At 63.9% G+C, this 18,306-nt stretch carries 11 protein-coding genes and 1 pseudogene; 9 read left to right on the top strand and 3 right to left on the bottom strand.

The genetic code is table 11. The features are described from left to right. The first annotated feature begins 179 nt into the window (after window positions 1-179). From BEP68_RS01375 to BEP68_RS01390, 4 genes are read left to right on the top strand one after another with little or no spacing between them, the layout of a single operon-like run. Window positions 180-1,001: a TnsA-like heteromeric transposase endonuclease subunit gene (locus BEP68_RS01375; protein ID WP_167347459.1), complete on the top strand. Its 822-nt coding sequence runs from the start codon at window positions 180-182 to the stop codon at window positions 999-1,001. Continuing rightward, the gene (locus BEP68_RS18330) at window positions 994-3,030 is read left to right on the top strand and encodes a Mu transposase C-terminal domain-containing protein (protein ID WP_053098495.1); all 2,037 of its coding nucleotides are present in this window, start codon (window positions 994-996) and stop codon (window positions 3,028-3,030) included. The genes BEP68_RS01375 and BEP68_RS18330 overlap by 8 nt, the downstream gene beginning before the upstream one ends. Then, on the top strand, window positions 3,027-4,070 hold the full coding sequence (locus tag BEP68_RS01385) for a TniB family NTP-binding protein (RefSeq protein WP_053098494.1): 1,044 nt from the start codon (window positions 3,027-3,029) through the stop codon (window positions 4,068-4,070). Before BEP68_RS18330 ends, BEP68_RS01385 begins: the two co-directional genes overlap by 4 nt. Further along, on the top strand, window positions 4,067-6,394 hold the full coding sequence (locus BEP68_RS01390; RefSeq protein ID WP_187248991.1) for a zinc-ribbon domain-containing protein: 2,328 nt from the start codon (window positions 4,067-4,069) through the stop codon (window positions 6,392-6,394). The genes BEP68_RS01385 and BEP68_RS01390 overlap by 4 nt, the downstream gene beginning before the upstream one ends. A gap of 70 nt (window positions 6,395-6,464) precedes the next feature. Here the strand turns inward: BEP68_RS01390 and BEP68_RS01395 are convergent. After that, window positions 6,465-7,430: pseudogene (locus BEP68_RS01395) on the bottom strand (IS481 family transposase). A gap of 187 nt (window positions 7,431-7,617) precedes the next feature. Here BEP68_RS01395 and BEP68_RS01400 point away from each other — a divergent pair. Then, window positions 7,618-8,268 carry a hypothetical protein gene (locus tag BEP68_RS01400; protein ID WP_139305202.1) on the top strand — a complete coding sequence of 217 codons (651 nt, stop codon included), beginning with the start codon at window positions 7,618-7,620 and terminating at the stop codon, window positions 8,266-8,268. Window positions 8,269-8,319: 51 nt separating this feature from the next. On the opposite strand, the gene BEP68_RS01405 is transcribed toward BEP68_RS01400, so the two are convergent. Beyond that, entirely contained in the window at window positions 8,320-12,078 is a 3,759-nt protein-coding gene (locus tag BEP68_RS01405) for a hypothetical protein (protein ID WP_139305203.1), read from the bottom strand. 377 nt (window positions 12,079-12,455) lie between these two features. Between BEP68_RS01405 and BEP68_RS01410 the strand changes: the two genes are divergently transcribed. The 4 genes from BEP68_RS01410 (at window position 12,456) to BEP68_RS01425 (ending at window position 15,997) form a co-directional block, all read left to right on the top strand. Continuing rightward, window positions 12,456-13,112, top strand: coding sequence for a hypothetical protein (locus BEP68_RS01410; protein ID WP_139305204.1), 657 nt, complete (start codon window positions 12,456-12,458; stop codon window positions 13,110-13,112). Beyond that, window positions 13,109-13,747: an RES domain-containing protein gene (locus BEP68_RS01415; protein ID WP_053098490.1), complete on the top strand. Its 639-nt coding sequence runs from the start codon at window positions 13,109-13,111 to the stop codon at window positions 13,745-13,747. The genes BEP68_RS01410 and BEP68_RS01415 overlap by 4 nt, the downstream gene beginning before the upstream one ends. Before the next feature lie 93 nt (window positions 13,748-13,840). Continuing rightward, the gene (locus BEP68_RS01420) at window positions 13,841-14,644 is read left to right on the top strand and encodes a hypothetical protein (RefSeq protein ID WP_139305205.1); all 804 of its coding nucleotides are present in this window, start codon (window positions 13,841-13,843) and stop codon (window positions 14,642-14,644) included. A 306-nt stretch (window positions 14,645-14,950) separates the two neighbouring features. Then, complete coding sequence (locus BEP68_RS01425; protein WP_053098488.1) at window positions 14,951-15,997, top strand: NAD(P)-dependent alcohol dehydrogenase; 1,047 nt, start codon at window positions 14,951-14,953, stop codon at window positions 15,995-15,997. 138 nt (window positions 15,998-16,135) lie between these two features. Here the strand turns inward: BEP68_RS01425 and BEP68_RS01430 are convergent, their stop codons facing one another. Beyond that, window positions 16,136-18,277 (bottom strand): heavy metal translocating P-type ATPase, encoded by a 2,142-nt coding sequence (locus tag BEP68_RS01430; protein ID WP_187248992.1) that lies wholly within the window; start codon window positions 18,275-18,277, stop codon window positions 16,136-16,138. Between the last annotated feature and the right edge of the window lie 29 nt (window positions 18,278-18,306).

The following is an 18,306-nucleotide window of genomic DNA, read 5'->3' on the forward strand; positions in this document are numbered from 1 at the left end:
GTTGCAGATTGCTCGGCGGTGGCATCAGTGTTCTCGTTCGGTCGTTGCCGGACATCAGATCGAACTCTAATCCGAGCCATACCGGTGTGTCGGGAGCCAGGCAAAGCCGACCCGGCGGATCCTGGGCGCAGGCGACAACGATGTGCCTACTCAGGTACTCCGCCTTCCTTGGAGTGGTGATGAAGCCAGCTGAGATTGCACGGTTGATCGCACGGCGACGATTCTCGAAGGGCTCGGAGCTGCACTGGGTGCCGCGCGATCATCGTTCCGCATCCGGCTACGCGGATAGCGTCTCGTTCGCACCGGTCAACCGAAGTCTCGGCCGTTTGGATTGGTCGGTCATCGACCCGATGAAGGTTCGAGTATCGAAGGGCGCAAGCCACTTTTTCACGGGGTCTGAGTACTTCTGGAGTCGCACCCGTAGCCACGTATGGTGTGAGTCTCAGTTCGAGCGCGACGAGTTGATGTGGCTCGATTTCGGCGGGCAAGTAGCAAAGGTGTGGTCGCAGCCATTTGGCGTGGTGTTCGGCGTTCGCTCGCCGATGGCGGGTCACTGGCACGTGCCGGATTTCCTATTGCAGATGTCGGACGACTCCTACGCCGTTCGAGACGTGAGGCCAAAGGAACGCATCGACAAGTCTGCGCAACTGCAGTTCGATGAAACCGCGGTTGTGTCGGCAACGCTCGGCTGGCACTATCAGGTACTTTCCGGCCACAGCATCCATGCGACCCGCGTGGTCGAATGGTTGTCGGCGTCGCGTCATGACCGTTGCAGGCCGCCTGCTGACGTCGAGGACAGGATCCTCGACGCGGCAACTGACAGCAAGACTCGCCGGGAGTTGTGCGAGCTGGCATCACCAGATTGCCCACCTCTTGCCTGCGCATGGGTTGACAACCTCGCCTGGCGCAGACTTCTCGCGCTCGATCTGTCTGCGGTCTTCAATAGCAACGCGCTACTGACTACCGCACGTCGGGAGAGAACGGATGCGATCAGTGTCTGACGAGAGCAAGCTGAAACTCGGGGACTCTTTCGACATTGACGGCGAGATCTGGGTCTGGGCCCACATCATCCCCGGCCTAGAGGTGAAGCTCCGGTCCGAGAACGCACCCGATCGACACCTCATCATGTCCGTAGACGAGTTCCTGCGCCATGCCGGCACGGCTCAACGCGAGCGCGCGGTATCGCTTCGTCCGGACGGGGACGCGTGGCCGACCAACGTGTGCGATATGGAGGCCCATCTCCTTGAGGCGTTCACCGGGAGACCAATGGATCCGTTGGCTTCCACTCCTCGGGCGCAGTATGACCCTGCGCTGACGACTCAGAACGCACGCGTTGACGCGAAGCTGCTGGAGTTGAAAGGCACGTCACTGGGGCGAGCGCGCAGTACCTTTCACCTCCTATGGAAGACCTACCAGCAAGACGGTGCAGCGGGGCTGAATGCCCGCATGCACCGGAAGGGCGAGCAGCGACTCGCCATCAGCCGGGCAGATCCGCGGCTGGTGACGATCATCGATCGATTCCTCGATCGCCAGACGGACAAGGCCACGAGTAGCAAAAAGCGTTGCGCTGTCTTGGTGAGGCGAGCGCTCGAGACAACCTACCCGGGCGACCCCATTTGTGAGATCAAGGCTCGCACCCTCCAGGGCTACATCAACGAGCGGGCTGCAGGCCGTTACAGCTTCGACAAAGCGACCACCCGGAGAAACACCGACAACAGCCCAAAGCGTCAGTACCACTCCGGAGCTGCCTATCAACTTGGAGAGCGATGCGAGATCGATTCAACGGACCTCGACGTTCTCGTTTGGGATGAGACCAGTGAGTTCCGTCCGAAACTCACCGTGCTTCTCGACGTCGCCAGCCGAGTGCCGCTCGCTTGGGCGATCCACGCGGATAGCCCTGGCGGATTCGATCATGCGCTCCTGCTCGCCCGAGCCATCATCGGGCGCAAAGCCGTGCCTGGTTCGGGCGCTGCCACTCTCTCGGGGTCAGCCGCCTTGCCTTCCGCGCTGATGAAGCAGGTGAACCCCTACCTCAGCGACGAGTCTCTGGCTCTCCCATGGATCTTTCCGCGATCAATCACCATCGACGGCGGAGCTGATTTTCGGTCCCGCACGTTCAGAGATGCCTGCCGTGCGTACGGAATCCACAGGGAGCTCGCGCCCTCCGGAACGCCGACGGTGAAGCCACATGTTGAACGCAACTTCGGCACCCTCTCATCAGATTTCGCCGCATGGTTGGCCGGTTTCGTGGGGAACTCCGTGGCGCATCGAGGCGCCCGCGACAACCCCACGCTCACCTTGGACTCGCTCCGGCTCATCCTGGACAGTTGGATATCCAACATCTACCTGAACAAACCGCACCAGGGCCTGAAGTCGACGAGCTCCCCCGGACGGATCTTCACCCCGAATCAGATGTACACCGAACTCTTCAGCGTCGGGCCTGGCGTCCCAGTGCCTTTCGGAGTCGAGGAGTACCTCGCCCTGTTGCCGACCGAACGTCGCATGATCGGTCGTGCAGGGATCGATCTCCACAATCGCCGCTACGACTCGCCCGACCTGGAGGACCTCCGCAGTCGCTCCCTCACGGGCGCTGAACCGGGATCCGCGAGAGCGAGGAAGTTCCCGGTGAGCTTCGACCCCTACAACGCGAATGCCGTCTGGGTACGTCACCCGGAAACCGGCTTGTGGATCGAGTGTTGGGACGTCGCTCTGCGAGAGAAGACGGCACCGATGGTCGCCGAGATCGACATGAAACTCCTTACCCGATACCCCGACGCCGCTATCGACGATCCCGATCGCCGCCGGGAGTGGATCGATCATGTCGAAAGCCGCGAGCGAGGAGACAAGCGCAAGCGCACCCAACACAAGCGAGAGCAACAGCGCCTCAAGGTCGAAGCTCAACGCGAGTCAGGCCCCTCGACAACGACACCGATCCCATTACGGCAATGGGCCAAACCCGTCGACATCAGCACCATCGATTGGACGTCCCCCGACATACATCTCGCTCAAGCAGAGGAGCTTGATCCATGAAGATCACCCCACTCGTCCTCCACCATGACCGCAAGACCAGCCTTGCAGGGCTTCGAGAAGCATTCGACGCCGAGCCCGCATCGCCGCCGAAGATCACCTTCCGGCAGTACACAGATCTGGATAGTGAAGCCCGAGAGCTATACGACCAAGCTCGCGAAGACTTTCTCCGGCTGACGTTGAGGGTGAAGACGCGCGAGCAAGCAGTCTGCGCTCGCATTCTGGAGGACCTCATCCGAATCAACCCTCGGCTGAAGAACTCGCGGCGCGGGCTGATGGTATCCGCGCCGATGTTCTCCGGCAAGACAGAACTCGCTCTCCTGTTGGCTCGATCCGTAGAACGCAGACACGCAGCCCAACACCCCGACTACCTCAGAGACGGAGACGCACCGGTCGTCTGGGTGGAGATGACCGAACACTCGACCGGGAAAGCTCTCCTTGCCCAGATCGTGGAGTTTCTCGCCCCCACCATCGTTCTCCCCAAACAGATTGCCACCGACCGGCTGCGGAAGCTTGCCGTCGAAGCCCTCCATCGACATGGCACGAAGCTGCTGGTGATCGACGAAGCGCACAAGCTTGGCGGGACTGAACCCTCCAGTGTCATCAAGGCTCTCCAGAATGAGTCCTGTGCGACCGTCGTCCTGGTTGGAATCAATCTCGACCAAGCATTCAAGACGGGCGACGGGCTGCAAGTCAGCGCACGCTGCGACTTCGTCACACTCGACAAGATCGACCCCGCCGTCCAAGAGGACTTCGAACAATGGATCAAATGGGTCGCCACCTTCGACAGCTTCCTACCACTATGTGGGCACGTCCACGGCCTTCTCACCCGCAACGCCGGCACGCTAGTCCACGCCGCCGACGGGAAACTCGCCGTTCTCGCGATGATCGTGGACCGCCTAGTCGCGTCCATCTTGCGCGACGAATCGCGCACCTCGGAGACCGTAACCCGCGAGGGACTCTTCGGGGTTCTCGATACTCTCCGGCGCACCACGCTCAACACACACAACGTCACCCTGGACGACTTGGTGGACGCCGCATGACCAGCACGCAGGCGTGGGCGAAACGACCCAAGTGGCATCATCTTGAGACGCCACGCTCCTACGCGCAGCGGCAATGCCGCGCCGCAGGAGTGCCGTTCGATTTCGCCGAGAGGGCACTGACCAGCCGAGCGCAACCGAACATCCACCGCGTCTGGATCGACGATGAAGCGGCCGCTCGGGCGGTCGAGGCGACGGCAGGGCGCCCGGCCGGTCACTACCTCCGCATGAAACGTCTAGCGCAACCGGACTCCACACGGGCCTACCCGCAGCGCTTCCTGTGCCGCCTATGCAGTGCCGGGGAGACGATCGAGCAAATTTCCCATGATCGGGAAAACTTCTGTCTCCGACACCCGGGGCAGATGGTGTGGGTCGGTCCCGGAACCGAACTCGATACCCAGGTTATCGTTCCCTTCGATCCCACGCTTCGGAACGCGGAACTCTCCTTCCGTCGACTCGTCGCTACTGGTCGGGTCACCACGCAGCTGCACAGTCAAGTGTGGGCCATGGTGCGCGACAACGACACCCTCTCCGCCCAGGACGGAGAGACCGGGCAGAATCAGTCCTTGATGAGCGCGGCACGCGAGATCGATCGCCGCGCACATCTGTACCGCGCGACGGTGCGCGTTCTGCAGATCTTGTCCAATCGTTCGCACTGCGCACGATGGCGCACTCAGTCGGCGGCAGATCTACGACTCGACATCAACGCAACGTTGGGCTTCGCCAACAGCGACGTCCTCGTCGAACGGGTGATTCTCTGGCTCCGACCCCTCCGCCGCCACACCATCCCCACGAAGTTCCGCCCCTTGGAAGCCGCCCTCGACACCGTCGACGTCCCCCGCATCCTCGACGCCACCGCCAACTACCCGCTATGGATCCTCCGACACCCGCAAGCCATCTCCGAATGGGACTGGGATCGCAACCCGCCCACCCGAGACCCCTGGTCGGGAGTAGATGTCTCCCACAAAGCCTGGTGGTTGTGCGAAGAGGGGCACTCCTGGGAAGCAAGCCCCCACGTGCGAGGCTTTGCCGAGACGAACTGCTCATACTGCATCGGCATGGACTTCTGGCCTGGACATACCGACCTCGGCACCCTGCGGCCGGACATCGCCGCGGAATGGGACACCACCCCAGGAGCCAACCGCGGGGACCCTCATCACGTCAGCGTCACCTCCGCACGGAAAATCAACTGGCTGTGTACTGCTCAAGAGCACACCTGGCCCGCCCAGGTGCGCTCCCGCACCACGCAAGAAAGCAGCTGCCCCTACTGCAGCGGTAGCCGGGCGATACCAGGTGAAACAGACTTAGCCACTCTTCACCCAGGCCTCGCAGCAGAGTGGGATTACGAACGCAACGACAGCTCCATCACTCCGGAGACAGTCACCCCCGGATCAGATCGTGTCGTCTGGTGGCGAGGCCCCTGCGACCATAGCTGGGACGCGGCTGTCGGCGGCCGTTGCTCAGGATACGGGTGCCCGTACTGCTCCAACCAACGCACCCTCGCCGGTTTCAACGACCTCGCCACCACCCACCCTCAACTCGCCGAACAGTGGGACCCCGCGAACTCCAAGACTCCGAGCGAGGTCACCGCGGGCTCGGATTACCCCGCGGTATGGCGTTGCGGCCTGAGTCACACGTGGGAGCTTCCCGTCTGGGGTCGCACGACGGACAAGACGGGATGCCCCGTATGCGCGAATCGGGTCGTCCTCGCAGGATTCAACGACTTGGGAACTCTCGACCTTCATCTGGCTTCGGAGTGGGACCACGAAGCAGGGGCGAACGACCGGACACCGTCCGAAGTGACCGTTAGTAGCTCCTATGAAGCCCTGTGGCGCTGCGCGAAGAACCACACCTGGCCAGCGACAGTCGCCAATCGACATGCTGGTTCCGGTTGCCCCTCGTGCTCCGGACGGGTCGCCATCCCGGGAGCCACTGACCTCGCGACACGCCGACCGGATATCGCCGCACAATGGGATCCCAGCAACGACTGCTCACCGAACCAGGTCACAGTCTCATCCCACGTGAAGGTGTCATGGATCTGCCATCGCAACCACTCGTGGCCGGCGACCGTCAAGAACCGCACTTCCGGCTGCGGCTGCCCCTACTGCGCAGGAAAGCTGCCCATCCCTGGCGAGAACGACCTTGCGACGCTGCGCCCCGATCTCGCCAAGCAATGGGATCCAGCGAACGCCCTCTCTCCTACCGAGGTCACCGTCGGGTCTGGTCGAAAAGTCATGTGGATCTGCGCTTGCGGATATTCGTGGCCGTCCAAGATTCAGACCAGAACCCGCAGACCCCACGCCCACTGCCCCGAATGTCGCAAGTAGTAACAGGACCCGATGCGAACCTCGTCTGGGCTTTTTGACCTGTGGCGCTGAGTCCTCCTCGCCCCCAGCGCTAGCTGTTCTTCCCCGTGAGGTTGTGAACGCGGTCTGAGGGTGTGTGGCCGCCGATGCCGGTGTGGGGTCTGTGGTGATTGTAGTGATGGAGCCAGGCGTCGTAGGTGGCTGCTCGGGCTTCGTCGCTGGCGTAGGTCTCGGCGTAGGCCCATTCGTGGGCGAGGGTGCGGTTGAAGCGTTCGACCTTCCCGTTCGTCTGCGGGCGGTAGGGCTTCGTGAATCGGTGTTTGATGTCGGGGCCGAGAGCGGTCGCGAACGCGTGTGAGCGGTAGCAAGAACCGTTGTCGGTGAGGACCTCTCGGACGGTGATGCCCGCGCGTGTGAAGAAGGCCTCGGCTCTGGCCCAGAACGCTGATGCGGTCTCTTTGCGTTCGTCGTCGAGGATCTCTGAGTAGGCGAGCCGGGAGTGGTCATCGACGGCGTGATGGAGGAACGCGTAACCGCGGCCCTTCTTCTTGTTGTTCCGGTTCCCGATGGTGCGGCCCAGCATGCGATGCCCGCCGCCGTCAGGGATGCGGCCTTGCTTTTTGATGTCGACGTGGATGAGGTCGCCCGGCTGTCCTCGTTCGTAGCGAACGGGTTTCGGTCGCCGGACAGGGAGGCCGGTGGCCTGATCGACGTGCGTCAGGATCGGCATCCGGTATCGGTGCAGAACCCGCTCGACGGTGGAGCGGGGCATGCGGAGGTGATATCCGATCCGGTGCGGACCCCATCGTCTCGTGAACCGCAGTGCGATGATCCGCCGCTCGAGGCGCCGCGCGGTGCGCGCAGGACTGCGACGAGGCCGCGAAGAGCGATCCGCCTCAGAGGCGCCCGTGCGAGCTCGCCGGGCCTACTTCGATGCTGTTGCCGGCGACACCTGGAACCGCTCGGCCGCTCGCCGCACCGACCAGCCTTGAGTGTTGATCAGGTCGGCCAGCCGAGCCCGACCAACGGGCGTCAGGGGTGCGTTAGCGTGAGTCACGAAGACCTCCGTGTGTGGAATGTGAGTGTGGTAACCCACATCCTGCCCGGAGGTCTTCGCTAACTCACGTGATCACAACGTCCCGAGGAACTACATCTAGTCGCCTGACATCGACTCTGTGGCGTGCGCGACGTCGATGCCCAGGGAGGCCTCCCCTTCCGGCGAAGGCTCATCTACGCTGTCGCACATGGATGAAACCGATGGCCAGCCACGGACCCGCCCTTGGCATGCACAGCCATCCACCGATGTGATCGCGGCGTTCACTGACGCCGTCGCTCGGTTGAACGCCGACGGGGACTTCATCGTTCGAGCGCTGACTGACCAGCTGCTCGCAGAGCGACCGATCGCGGATCAGGAAGAGCTGACGCCGCAGGAGATCAGCTATCTCACCCGGTCCAAGGCCTTCACGCCCGAGTCGTTCGAGAAGACATCGACTCGGGTTGCTCGCGGCGGTGTTCTGGCGAGTGTAGCGAGCACCCTTCTGACGGGCGTGCTTCAAACCATGTCCGCGTCCGCAGCCGCTGCCTTCTTGAGTATGGACGAGGACTCGCTCTTCGCCGCCGCCGATCGTGGCGAGTTGTACGCCGTCGATGTTGCCCACTCCAGACGGTTTCCGTCGTGGCAGTTCAGTCTCTCGTCGCCAGGAAAAATCCTGCCGCACCTGACCGAGATCATTGACATTGTGAAAGACAAAGGATGGGTGTCGGTATCGGCTCTCATGGCGACGCCCCAGCCGGTCATGGTCACCGACGGGCAGCAGAGCCCTGTGGAATGGTTCAGGCGCGGCGGCGACGTGGAAACCCTGGCTCGGATCATCGAGGCTCAGAAGTGGCGATAGAGCTCCTGCTGGGGACGCGAACTCGTGCGCGCCGCCGCTCTCGCATGTCGCCTACGGCGTTTGGCCTCGAGCTGCGAGAAACTCCGTCGCCGTCTCAACCCGATACCGCTCGTCGACGTAGCTTGCCGGAGTGAGATTACGGGTTACGAAGAGGGTGCTCAGGTGGAACTGCTCTCCCTGCGGGGGGTCGCCGAGTCCCAGACGCGCCGCAATGCTCGCAACGTGGGGCGCCAGTTCGCTCTCCTTTCGGGACAGCTGCGTGGTGTAGCAGGGCTTGGTAGCGCGGGTCCCTAGCTGGTCCCGGAAGAAAGAGCGCAGTTGGCGTGCCGTCTCGGCGAATCCGTGAACTGATGCGGGGTCTTTGGCCTCAATCAGCCACAGGGTGCTGTCTCCAGGGCGTCCGCACACGAGGTCAACTTCGGTAGTGAGAGTCGGCACGCCGAGTCGCGCGTGGTCGTTGGGTTTCACGCGGGCGACCGTGGTGTATCCGAGTTGCTCTAGCCGGTCTTGAAGGAACCTTTCGAACCGAATGTTGCGGCGCGCACGGCGGTCCGCAAGCGCGTCGGTGACAGGCTGAGGAACGTCCCCCGCCCAGGGAAGAACTCCTTGGAGTAGGTGGCGGTAGTAGACCTGAAAGGACGTCAGCAAGTACTGCGGGCTGACAATGAGCCGTCCGTCCGAGTCTTGCACCAGCGGTTGCACGAGGAGCCGGTGACGCCGCGTGCGCGTTTGCCAGGGTTTCCACTCGACGGCTTGTATCTGGACGGCCGTGCTGGTGAGCATCCGGATAGCGGCTTCGACACGCGTTCTCTTCGCCTCATCCGCGCCCGGGCCTAGCGCGTCACAGCCCCATGCTGTTGCCTCGGCCACTGTGACGTGCGCGGTCGTCCTGCCTGGCTCAAAGGTCTCCCATTTCGCGAGTGCGGCGAGGGTGGAGAGCATGTCCTGCGACGTCGCCCCCCATGCACGCTGGAAAGCGCCCTCAAGGTCGTCTCCTTCGTTCGTCTGTAGAAGCGAATCGCCATCTTCAGCGCCATACAGCCGAACGCTCGCGGCCGCGCGGCTCAGTTCGTCGTTTCGCAGGCCCCACGCCGATGCGTCGGGATGCGGATCATCGTCGACGGCGAGCTCGTACATTGGGCTGAGGTTGATGACTGCGGGCGCGACTTGGTGATACATCCGCTCGCTCAGTGTGGTCGCGGTGAGGTATGCGTCTGCGGCGGCAAGAAGACCGCTCCACGCCTGAGGAGTGATCGGCTTCGCTTCCGTCGGCTTGTCCAGGATGCGCAAGGCAGCTTCCACCACGATCTCGTTACATTGACGAAGCTGAAGTGTCTCCGCCGAGAGCTCGGCGGTGCGGGTGAGCGGGTCCCATTCGGTAGAGAGGTTCGCGGCGACTCGGGACAGATCGTCTTGCTGATGAATAGCGCTGTCCATCACTCTCGCCAGCTGCTCCATCCCCGTCAACACCACCTCGCTCACGTCGTGTCTCTTGATTCCTTCCAGCAGAGTTTCGAGAGCAACCGGCGCAAGATGCTCGCGGGTAAGTCGATTCGCGTCGTCCGCTCGGTACTCTCCCGGTTCGACGCCGGCACCGTGGAGTCGTCGCCCCAAAGCCGCAACCATGCGGCTCTCGTCAGAGGGTCGTAGACCCCACGGACCAGGCAGGTGATTGAGAGTGGTCCGCGCCTGCTTCATCTCCAAGATGAGAAAGGGCTTCGCTGTGCGCCACTGGTCGCGGAGCGCCGCCGCCGCTTCGACATCCACGCCTCCCGCGCGGAGCAGATCGAACACTGCGTCCCCTGTTAGGAGATTCGCCGCGTACGGATCTCCATTCGCCGAATCTGCGAATCCCTCGACATCGATGCGCCACAAAAAGTTGACTGGTTCATCGACGGCACGCGCGTGCGGGTCGAGATACGGCGTGACCACGCCGGATGATTCACCCGAGACCGCTTCCGATGTGTGGAGATGGAGGACGTATCCGGGCACATCGATCGCCTGGTGCGCGGAACGCCATCGATCACCAAGCGCAGCAAAGCCGTAGATCAGCCCGCCGCACAAGTCAAAGACGAACCGTCGGTAGTCGGCGGACAGGTCCTCCGAGCTCGCCCGTGCCACAGCGACGGGGGGTTCGGTAAGCGCGAGGGACCACCCGACGACATCCGGCGCGGTATTGACGCCGCGGTCGACGTCGTAGGTGGCGTCACCTTCGAGCGCCGCGACATTGGCGACCGGCCCCGGAGCAACCTCCGCTGCTCGCAGGTCACGAAGCGGAGGGAGCCCGACTCTGAGGAGCGACGCTTCGAGATCCGATAGCTCTACCGCGCGATCCCACTCGGCCTCGCCCGCGTGGGCTTCAAAGTAGATGGCGGTGGGTACCATGCCACCCTTGAAGAACGACTTGCCATTGGCCTTCCATGGCTCCCAGTAGTTGATCGCCTCCCACCCGAAACTCTCGGGGAAATCGGGAGCGCTCAGATCCCGCGCGAATGCGTAGAGATCATCGCGGGACGTGGCCGTCTCTGAGATCCAAGTCAAGTCTTCGAGCGCGAGGTTTGCTTCGCCGAAAGCTTGCGGCACAGCGATGTGACCGGCCGCGGCGAAAACCGTCAGCGGGATGACCTCCGCGCCCGGCCTGATGGTCCCTTGTCGTCCGCCCGCCATGCGCACCGACAGTGGACCGGCGTGCGACCTCATCTGTTTAGCCAGCTCCACTGAGCCGATGCGCGGCGGTGGGGTGGACCCCAGGTCGGGAACATAGATGACCGAGACAGCTATGCATGTGGATGGATTCACCGGCACCAGCCACTGAACGTCGATCCCTCGAAGCGGGGAATCGACACTTTCGCTGTTCGGAGGGGATTCGATCAAGCTGTTGGAAAAGCGCCATAGGGCCCGGCGGATCTGGTTCAGACAAGAAACCCTGAGGGCTCGTCGCGCATGCCCGTCTCGATCAAGCGCGGATACCAGTTCTTGTACGGCATGAGCCATGATCTCTGGGATGAAGAGTGGCGGCACCCATCGGAATCCGCCCGCTGAGTCAGCAAAGCGAAGGAACCTCCCGAACGGACTGGACGGACTCTCAGCATCGAATGCGGCCTCACTTGCGGAGATCGTCATCCATTCCAACGCTCTCTTGTCAGCCTCACCGAGTTCGATGTGGTCGAGAGGGCCCAGGTTGAGGAAGGCCCGCGTCGCTTCGAACTCAACGTCCGGCAATGAAACCTCATCGTTGAGCTCGAGATCCGGGGCTGGCACCCACGCGTCCGCAAGGTGGCGGACGCAGAAGTCGCCGTACCTCATCGCCACGTTCACCACGTTCGCAATACCGAATCGAAATCGCCTGCGGAGCCGACCGTCTACCGCTTCCGCCATTCGGAGCGAACGCGTGAGGTCGGCGACCGGCCGTTCGGTGAGGCCAGGCACTGCACGCAGCGACTCCGAGCCGACGGTGAGTAAGGCTGTTCGGGTCGGGTCGGTCGGGATGAAGTCTTCACGCGCCGGGCCGATCCCATAGGTGGTAGCCGCTAGATCGGACAGTGCTTGGATCGACGGCAGCGGGTGGTAATCGTCTGATGCCGGAGCGGCGGAGGCTCGTAGTGCGGCCGCGAAGCTGCTTCCCAATGTCACCGATCGATGCCTGTTGCCCGGGGACGTGGCGGCGGCGAATACCAACGTCCAGAGCTCGTCCGGATCGTACGCTGAAAAAGCCTGTTCGAGTGCGTCTGGCTCCCGTTGCGCGGCGCTCACCGCGCGCGGTTGAGATCGAGGCCGCTTGTTTCTACGAGATTTTTTGTTCTTCCCCACGCAAGCATTCAAGCGTAGGCCAACGACACCCTCGCTGATTGCTGCGCGTTGAAGACGTGGCCCGCCGGGGAGGAAGGTGGTCAGGGGATGGGGTGCCGCCTTGAATGCGCGGACGATATGCCTCCTTCAGCGCCCTGCTCCCACGCCAGGGGAGCGCTTGACCGCTCGCACCTTGACACCTTCCTCGGATCCATACACGCAAAAGCGCGCGTAAGATAATGCGTGTACGCGCTAACCAGATGACGACGCGAGGAGGCCAGATGGCCGTGAAGAAAAGTCGCACCCGTGCCGCCTCGGCTCGCGTCGCCGGTCGCGAGGTCGCTGTGGGCCGCGGCACTGTGACAGGTCGATCCCTCGACGGGAACCCAAAGCTCGTCGTGGCGACCAAGGCCCCAGCAAAGACCGACGTACAAGCCGGTGTCGAGCGCCTTGCGCAGGTGGCGAAGACGTCAAACGTCGACGTATCCGTGTTCAACGCACTCATCGACGAGCTCGCCGATGCGATGACCGACCGTCAATCGACCGAACTGGGCCTCACAGAGCAGGAAGCCAACTTCCTGATCGAATCCGGCGATTTCACTCCGGAGGAGTTCGCCGAGGCATCCGCATTCGTCACCAGCGGCGGGCTCGCCAAGCTCGAGCGCGAGACTCACGTGCGCGCCCTCACCAATACGTACACCGCGTCCGAAGTTGCAGCGCTGCTCGGGATCGATGCCTCCAGTGTGCGTCACCGACAAAGCAAGAACACTTTGTACGGCTTCCGGGCCGGAAGGATCCGTCTCTACCCTCGATGGCAGTTCATTCCAGGCGAGAAGGTCTCCACGATCCCCCATCTCCCCCTGCTCGTTAGAGCAATCCCATCCGACTGGGATCCAGCCGACGTCGAAGGCTTCATGACAACGCCTCAGGATGACTTGCGGTCGACCGAGGACTCGGTCGACCCCAAGGAGTGGATGACGCCGATCGAGTGGCTGGCTGCCGCGAAGGACCCCGCACCCGTAGTGGGAATCCTCGAAGACGCCGACATCAGGTGAGCCCGTCGAGCGCGAAGGTCCCCGCAACGCCCCCGGCGTCGCTCACACTCGACGCCAGCGAGCACCTGAGAACATACGATGGGCTCCTCTGGCGGGTCTTCGCTACAAGGGGTGCTCATCCACAGGCGTGGGACGAGCTGCGGCACTTCGGGCCGGTCAGAACCATGCGCTTTGACCCGCATCCCGAGCCGCAGCAGCATCATGCCGATTATGGCGTGATGTACGTAGCCGCTGGATCTACAACAGCTCTCGGCGAGGTGTTTCAGAAGGGGCGGATTATCAACCGGCGCGCTCGTGGAAGTACCCTCGCGGCTTGGCGACCGACGCGGGAGCTTCGGTTGCTGGACCTCACCAGCAACTGGCCTGTGATCAACGGCACGACCTCTTCGATTCAGATGGGGCCCAAGCGATACACCCGGAACTGGGCGAATGCGATTCATGACCAGCTTGGGTCGAGCATCGACGGGCTCTACCATGTGTCATCGATCGACTTCGGCCCGATGGTGACACTGTTCTCGCCCGCCGAGGACTCGTTCCCCCAGCTGCCGTTGGTGCACACCCGCCTGGACTCATCCAGCGCGAACGTGTACCTCGCGAAAGCCGTGAAGAGACTCGGCTACCGCGTCAATAAGTAGGACCGCCTAGATGAGCAGGAGTCATTCGCTAAAGGCGAGACCGCGATTCTCGGTGTATCAGACGGCGTTCAATCCACCCGTACGCTCAGTGTTATGACAAAGCGTTCGACATTGCAGACTCTCGGCGGTGCCGTCGAAGGCTTCCGGGATTTCGCGGCGGCGATCAAGAGTGGAGTGCCCACGGTTCGACAGGGGTCGATGGCAGAGGAAGATCAAGCCCTCGCAGGAAACATCGTCATCCCTCACGCCATAGTCTCCGGGCTCGTCCTCACCGTTGCAGACCATGTATCCGCTTGGGCGGAGCTTGCCGCTAGCCCCGACGAGGACGTGTTGCTCCTCCACATGCAGGCTGACTACACGTTGTTCCGCCCGGTCTTGGAGGGGCTCGTGGAGGTCATCTGGATTCTTGACGGCACCGATTCCTCTACTAGAGTCCGCAGGGCACTCGAGATTGCTCGTATCGAGTACAGGCACGGGCTGAAGCTGACGAACGCTCTGCGCAAAGCGCGAACGCCGGATGACAAGACGGAACAGGGAATAGCAGCACTCGGGCGTTTTCTCAGGACCACGGCGACCAACCTCGGGTCTGATCCCAAGGACATTCTCAGCGCACCATTGATCGACCCCTCCTCGATCACAAGGAAGATAGCGAGTCGCGTTCCAGGCCCCACGCTGCAGACCTTCAACTATTGGGCAATTACTTCGGCTCACGCGCACGGGCAGTTCATCACCACTCTGCGCCACGCGATCGAGACGCCCCCATCTACACCTCAGATGGGCGGGGCTCTATACGAACCAGACGAGGAGTTGATTGCAAACCTCATCGAGTTCATTGGGGCGCTGCTCGAGATCGCAATCAAACTCCTCAACGAGCAGGGCTACGAACTTCGACGCTAGAGCTGTCGTTTCGGGGGATCGGGAAACGACGGGTCGAGGAGATGCACACCATCGAGATGCAGAAGTCTCGGAGGCGGACTGTCCGACCCCATCCGTATGATCGAAACAACCCGTCGCGGGTGCGGGATCGCGACGGAGTGGATCTTGCGCTTTACATCGGACTTAGTCCGATTACATCGCGATTCTGACAGTTCTGCCGCAACAGCCACCGCTCACGCCCCGGACGGATACTGGAAGAGACGGCCTCGAGCGCCCACGCCTCCGCACCGCGCGGCAGACCGCTCGGGCGCCAGGAAGAAGAAGCACATGAAAGCTCTCCGTTACGTCGAGATCGGCAAGCCCCCTGTCGTCGTCGACATCCCGATTCCTCAGCCCGGCCCCGGTCAGGTTCTGCTCAAGATCACTGCGGGCGGCGTCTGCCATTCCGACGACTACGTCATGGGCCTTCCTGAGAAGGACTACCTCGAGCAGAGCTATCCGCTGCCCCTGACGCTCGGCCATGAGGGCGCAGGCATCGTGCACGAGATCGGAGAGGGCGTCGACTCGACGCTGAAGGTCGGCGACGCCGTGGCGGTCTACGGTCCGTGGGGCTGTGGCCGCTGCCACAACTGCTCACAGGGCATGGAGAACTACTGCACCAACGCCGCGGCTGAGGGCATCCGCCCTCCCGGCCTCGGCAGCCAGGGTTCGATGGCCGAGTACATGATCGTCGATGATGCCCGCCACCTCGTGCCGCTCGGCGACCTCGACCCCGTGCAGAACGTCTCGCTGACCGACGCCGGCCTCACCCCGTACCACGCGATCAAGCGCTCACTCCCCAAGCTCGGCGCCGGCACCTTCGCCGTCGTCATCGGCACCGGCGGGCTCGGCCATGTCGGCATCCAGATCCTGAAGGCGATCTCTGGCGCCACCGTCATCGCCCTCGACGTGAACGACACGAAGCTCGAACTCGCCACCGAAGTGGGCGCAGACCACGTCCTGATCAGCGATGCATCCGCCGCCGACAAGATCCGCGAGATCACCGGCGGTCTGGGCGCCAACGCCGTGTTCGACTTCGTGGGCGCGAACCCGACGATGGCCCTGGCGCAGAGTGTCGCCGCACTCGATTCGGACGTGACGATCGTCGGCATCGGCGGCGGAACCATGTCGCTCGGCTTCGGCGCGATCGCCTACGACGCCGCCGTGCGAATCCCCTACTGGGGATCGCGCTCGGAACTGATCGAGGTGCTCGATCTCGCGCGCGCGGGAAAGATCCACGTGCAGACCGAGACGTACTCGCTCGACGACGGCCCGAAGGCGTACGAGGATCTCGCCTCGAACAGCATCCGCGGCCGCGCAGTCATCGTCCCGTAGACGGCGCTTTCGCACAGCGGCCGCTCCGTCTCACAGGCGGGGCGGCCGCTGCTGTCTGCACCGCCGATCGAGCACCGTCACCGCGCTGAAGCGCCGGTGAGATCTCGGTGTTCGCGGGATCACCGAGGCGATCCCGCGTCAGGCCCGCTCGAGCACACCCCGCACACTCGCCTCGGGCGACAGGTCGATGCGCCGGAGCAGCTGCGCGTTGAGCGCGACGACGATCGTCGAGAGCGACATCAGCACCGCTCCGACCGACATCGGCAGGACGAATCCCACGGGTGCCAGGATGCCGGCGGCGAGCGGCACCGACAGCAGGTTGTATCCGGCCGCCCACCACAGGTTCTGCCGCATCTTGCGGTATGCCGCGCGGGAGAGCTCGATGACCGAGATCACCGACCGCGGGTCGGAGCTCGCGAGGATCACCCCGGCCGAGGCCATGGCGACATCGGTCCCGGCGCCGATCGCGATGCCGACGTCGGCCTGAGCGAGCGCGGGGGCGTCGTTGACGCCGTCGCCGACCATCGCGACCTTCTTGCCCTCTGCCTGCAGCTCCTTCACCTTGGCTGACTTGTCTTCGGGACGCACCCCGGCGAACACCCGGTCGATGCCGAGCCGGGCCGCGACGGAATCGGCCACGGCCTGGGCGTCGCCGGTGATCATCACGACCTCGACGCCGAGGCGGTGGAGCGCGTCGACCGCCTGCTGCGACTCCGGTCGCACCTCGTCGGCGAGCTTCAGCCCGCCGGCCACCTGTCCGTCGACGGTCACGTGCAGGATGATGGCGCCCTCGTCTCGCCACCCGTCTGCGGCGGAGATCTCTCGGCCGCCCACCTCGTCCAGGAGCTTCGGCCCGCCCACGCGCACCTCTCTGCCGTCGACCGTGGCGGTCACGCCCACGGCAGGCGACGACGTGAACCCGGAGGCCTTCGAGAGCGTCAGCCCTCTCTCCTCCGCCGCGCGCACGATCGCGCGAGCGAGCGGATGCTCGCTGTCGGCCTCAGCCGAGGCGGCGAGCGCCAGCAGACGATCGGCGTCGATGTCACCGGTCGGCTCGACGGCGGTCACGGTCGGCGCGCCCTTCGTCAACGTGCCCGTCTTGTCGAACAGCACGGCGTCGACGGTGCGCATGCTCTCGAGCGCGAGGCGATCCTTGACGAGCACCCCGCCCCGGGCTGCGCGCTCGGTCGCGATCGACACGACCAGCGGGATCGCGAGGCCGAGCGCGTGCGGGCAGGCGATGACGAGCACGGTGATGCTGCGCACGACCGCGGCATCCGGATCCCCGACGAGAGTCCACACCAGCGCGGTCAGAGCGGCCGAGAGCAGCGCGAACCAGAACAGCAGGGCGGCTGCGCGGTCGGCGATGCGCTGCGCCCGCGACGAGGAGTTCTGCGCATCGGTCACCAGCCGCTGGATGCCGGCGAGCGCGGTGTCATCCCCGGTCGCGGTGATCTCGACCCGCAGACCCGAGTCGGTCGCGACCGTGCCCGCGGTCACCGTGTCACCGGTCGCACGGGTGACCGGGCGGGACTCGCCCGTCACCATGGACTCGTCCATGGCGGCTGTGCCGTCGATGATGCGACCATCGGCCGGAACGCTCGCCCCGGGACGGATGACGACCACGTCGCCGACGACGAGATCGGCGGGTGCGACCGTGACGATCTCGTCGCCCTCGACCCGTTCGGCCTCGTCGGGCAACAGCGCCGCGAGGGAGTCGAGCGCCGACGTCGTCTGCGCGAGGGACCTCATCTCGATCCAGTGGCCCAGCAGCATGATGACGATGAGCAGTGCGAGCTCCCACCAGAACTCGAGCTCGTGATGGAGGATGCCGAGCGTCGCGCCCCATGAGGCGAAGAACGCGACCGTGATCGCGAGGGCGATCAGCAGCATCATCCCGGGCTTGCGGGCCTTCAGCTCGCTGAGCGCCCCGGTGAGGAACGGCCATCCGCCCCAGACATACATGACGGTGCCGAGCACGGGCGAGATGAACCGGGCCCCTCCGGCGACGTCGTAGCCGAAGATCATCGCGAACATCGGCGAGAACGCCACCACCGGCACGGCGAGCAGGAGATTGACCCAGAACAGGCGACGGAACTGACCGTGGTCACCGTGCCCGCCATGCCCGCCGTGCCCACCATGTCCACCGTGCCCGCCGTGGTCCGCGTGCTCGCCGTGGTCCGCGTGCTCGCTGTGAGCCCCGTCCGCGTTCCGAGCGTGATCGTCGTGCGAGACCTGCCGGCCTCCCCCGGGGGTTCCGTGCGCGTCGTGTGCAGTCATGGGTCCCGTCCTCCCGTATCGGGTGTCGT

Origin of the sequence: Microbacterium sp. 4-7 (assembly GCF_014332665.1) — a bacterium.
GTDB lineage: Bacteria > Actinomycetota > Actinomycetes > Actinomycetales > Microbacteriaceae > Microbacterium.

What these genes read in the sequence shown, in the direction of transcription:
- BEP68_RS01375 (WP_167347459.1), top strand. Translation starts at nt 180, where the DNA reads ATGAAGCCAGCTGAGATTGCACGGTTGATCGCACGGCGACGATTCTCG.
- BEP68_RS01385 (WP_053098494.1), top strand. Translation starts at nt 3,027, where the DNA reads ATGAAGATCACCCCACTCGTCCTCCACCATGACCGCAAGACCAGCCTT.
- BEP68_RS01390 (WP_187248991.1), top strand. Translation starts at nt 4,067, where the DNA reads ATGACCAGCACGCAGGCGTGGGCGAAACGACCCAAGTGGCATCATCTT.
- BEP68_RS01400 (WP_139305202.1), top strand. Translation starts at nt 7,618, where the DNA reads ATGGATGAAACCGATGGCCAGCCACGGACCCGCCCTTGGCATGCACAG.
- BEP68_RS01420 (WP_139305205.1), top strand. Translation starts at nt 13,841, where the DNA reads ATGACAAAGCGTTCGACATTGCAGACTCTCGGCGGTGCCGTCGAAGGC.
- BEP68_RS01425 (WP_053098488.1), top strand. Translation starts at nt 14,951, where the DNA reads ATGAAAGCTCTCCGTTACGTCGAGATCGGCAAGCCCCCTGTCGTCGTC.
- BEP68_RS01430 (WP_187248992.1), bottom strand. Translation starts at nt 18,277, where the DNA reads ATGACTGCACACGACGCGCACGGAACCCCCGGGGGAGGCCGGCAGGTC.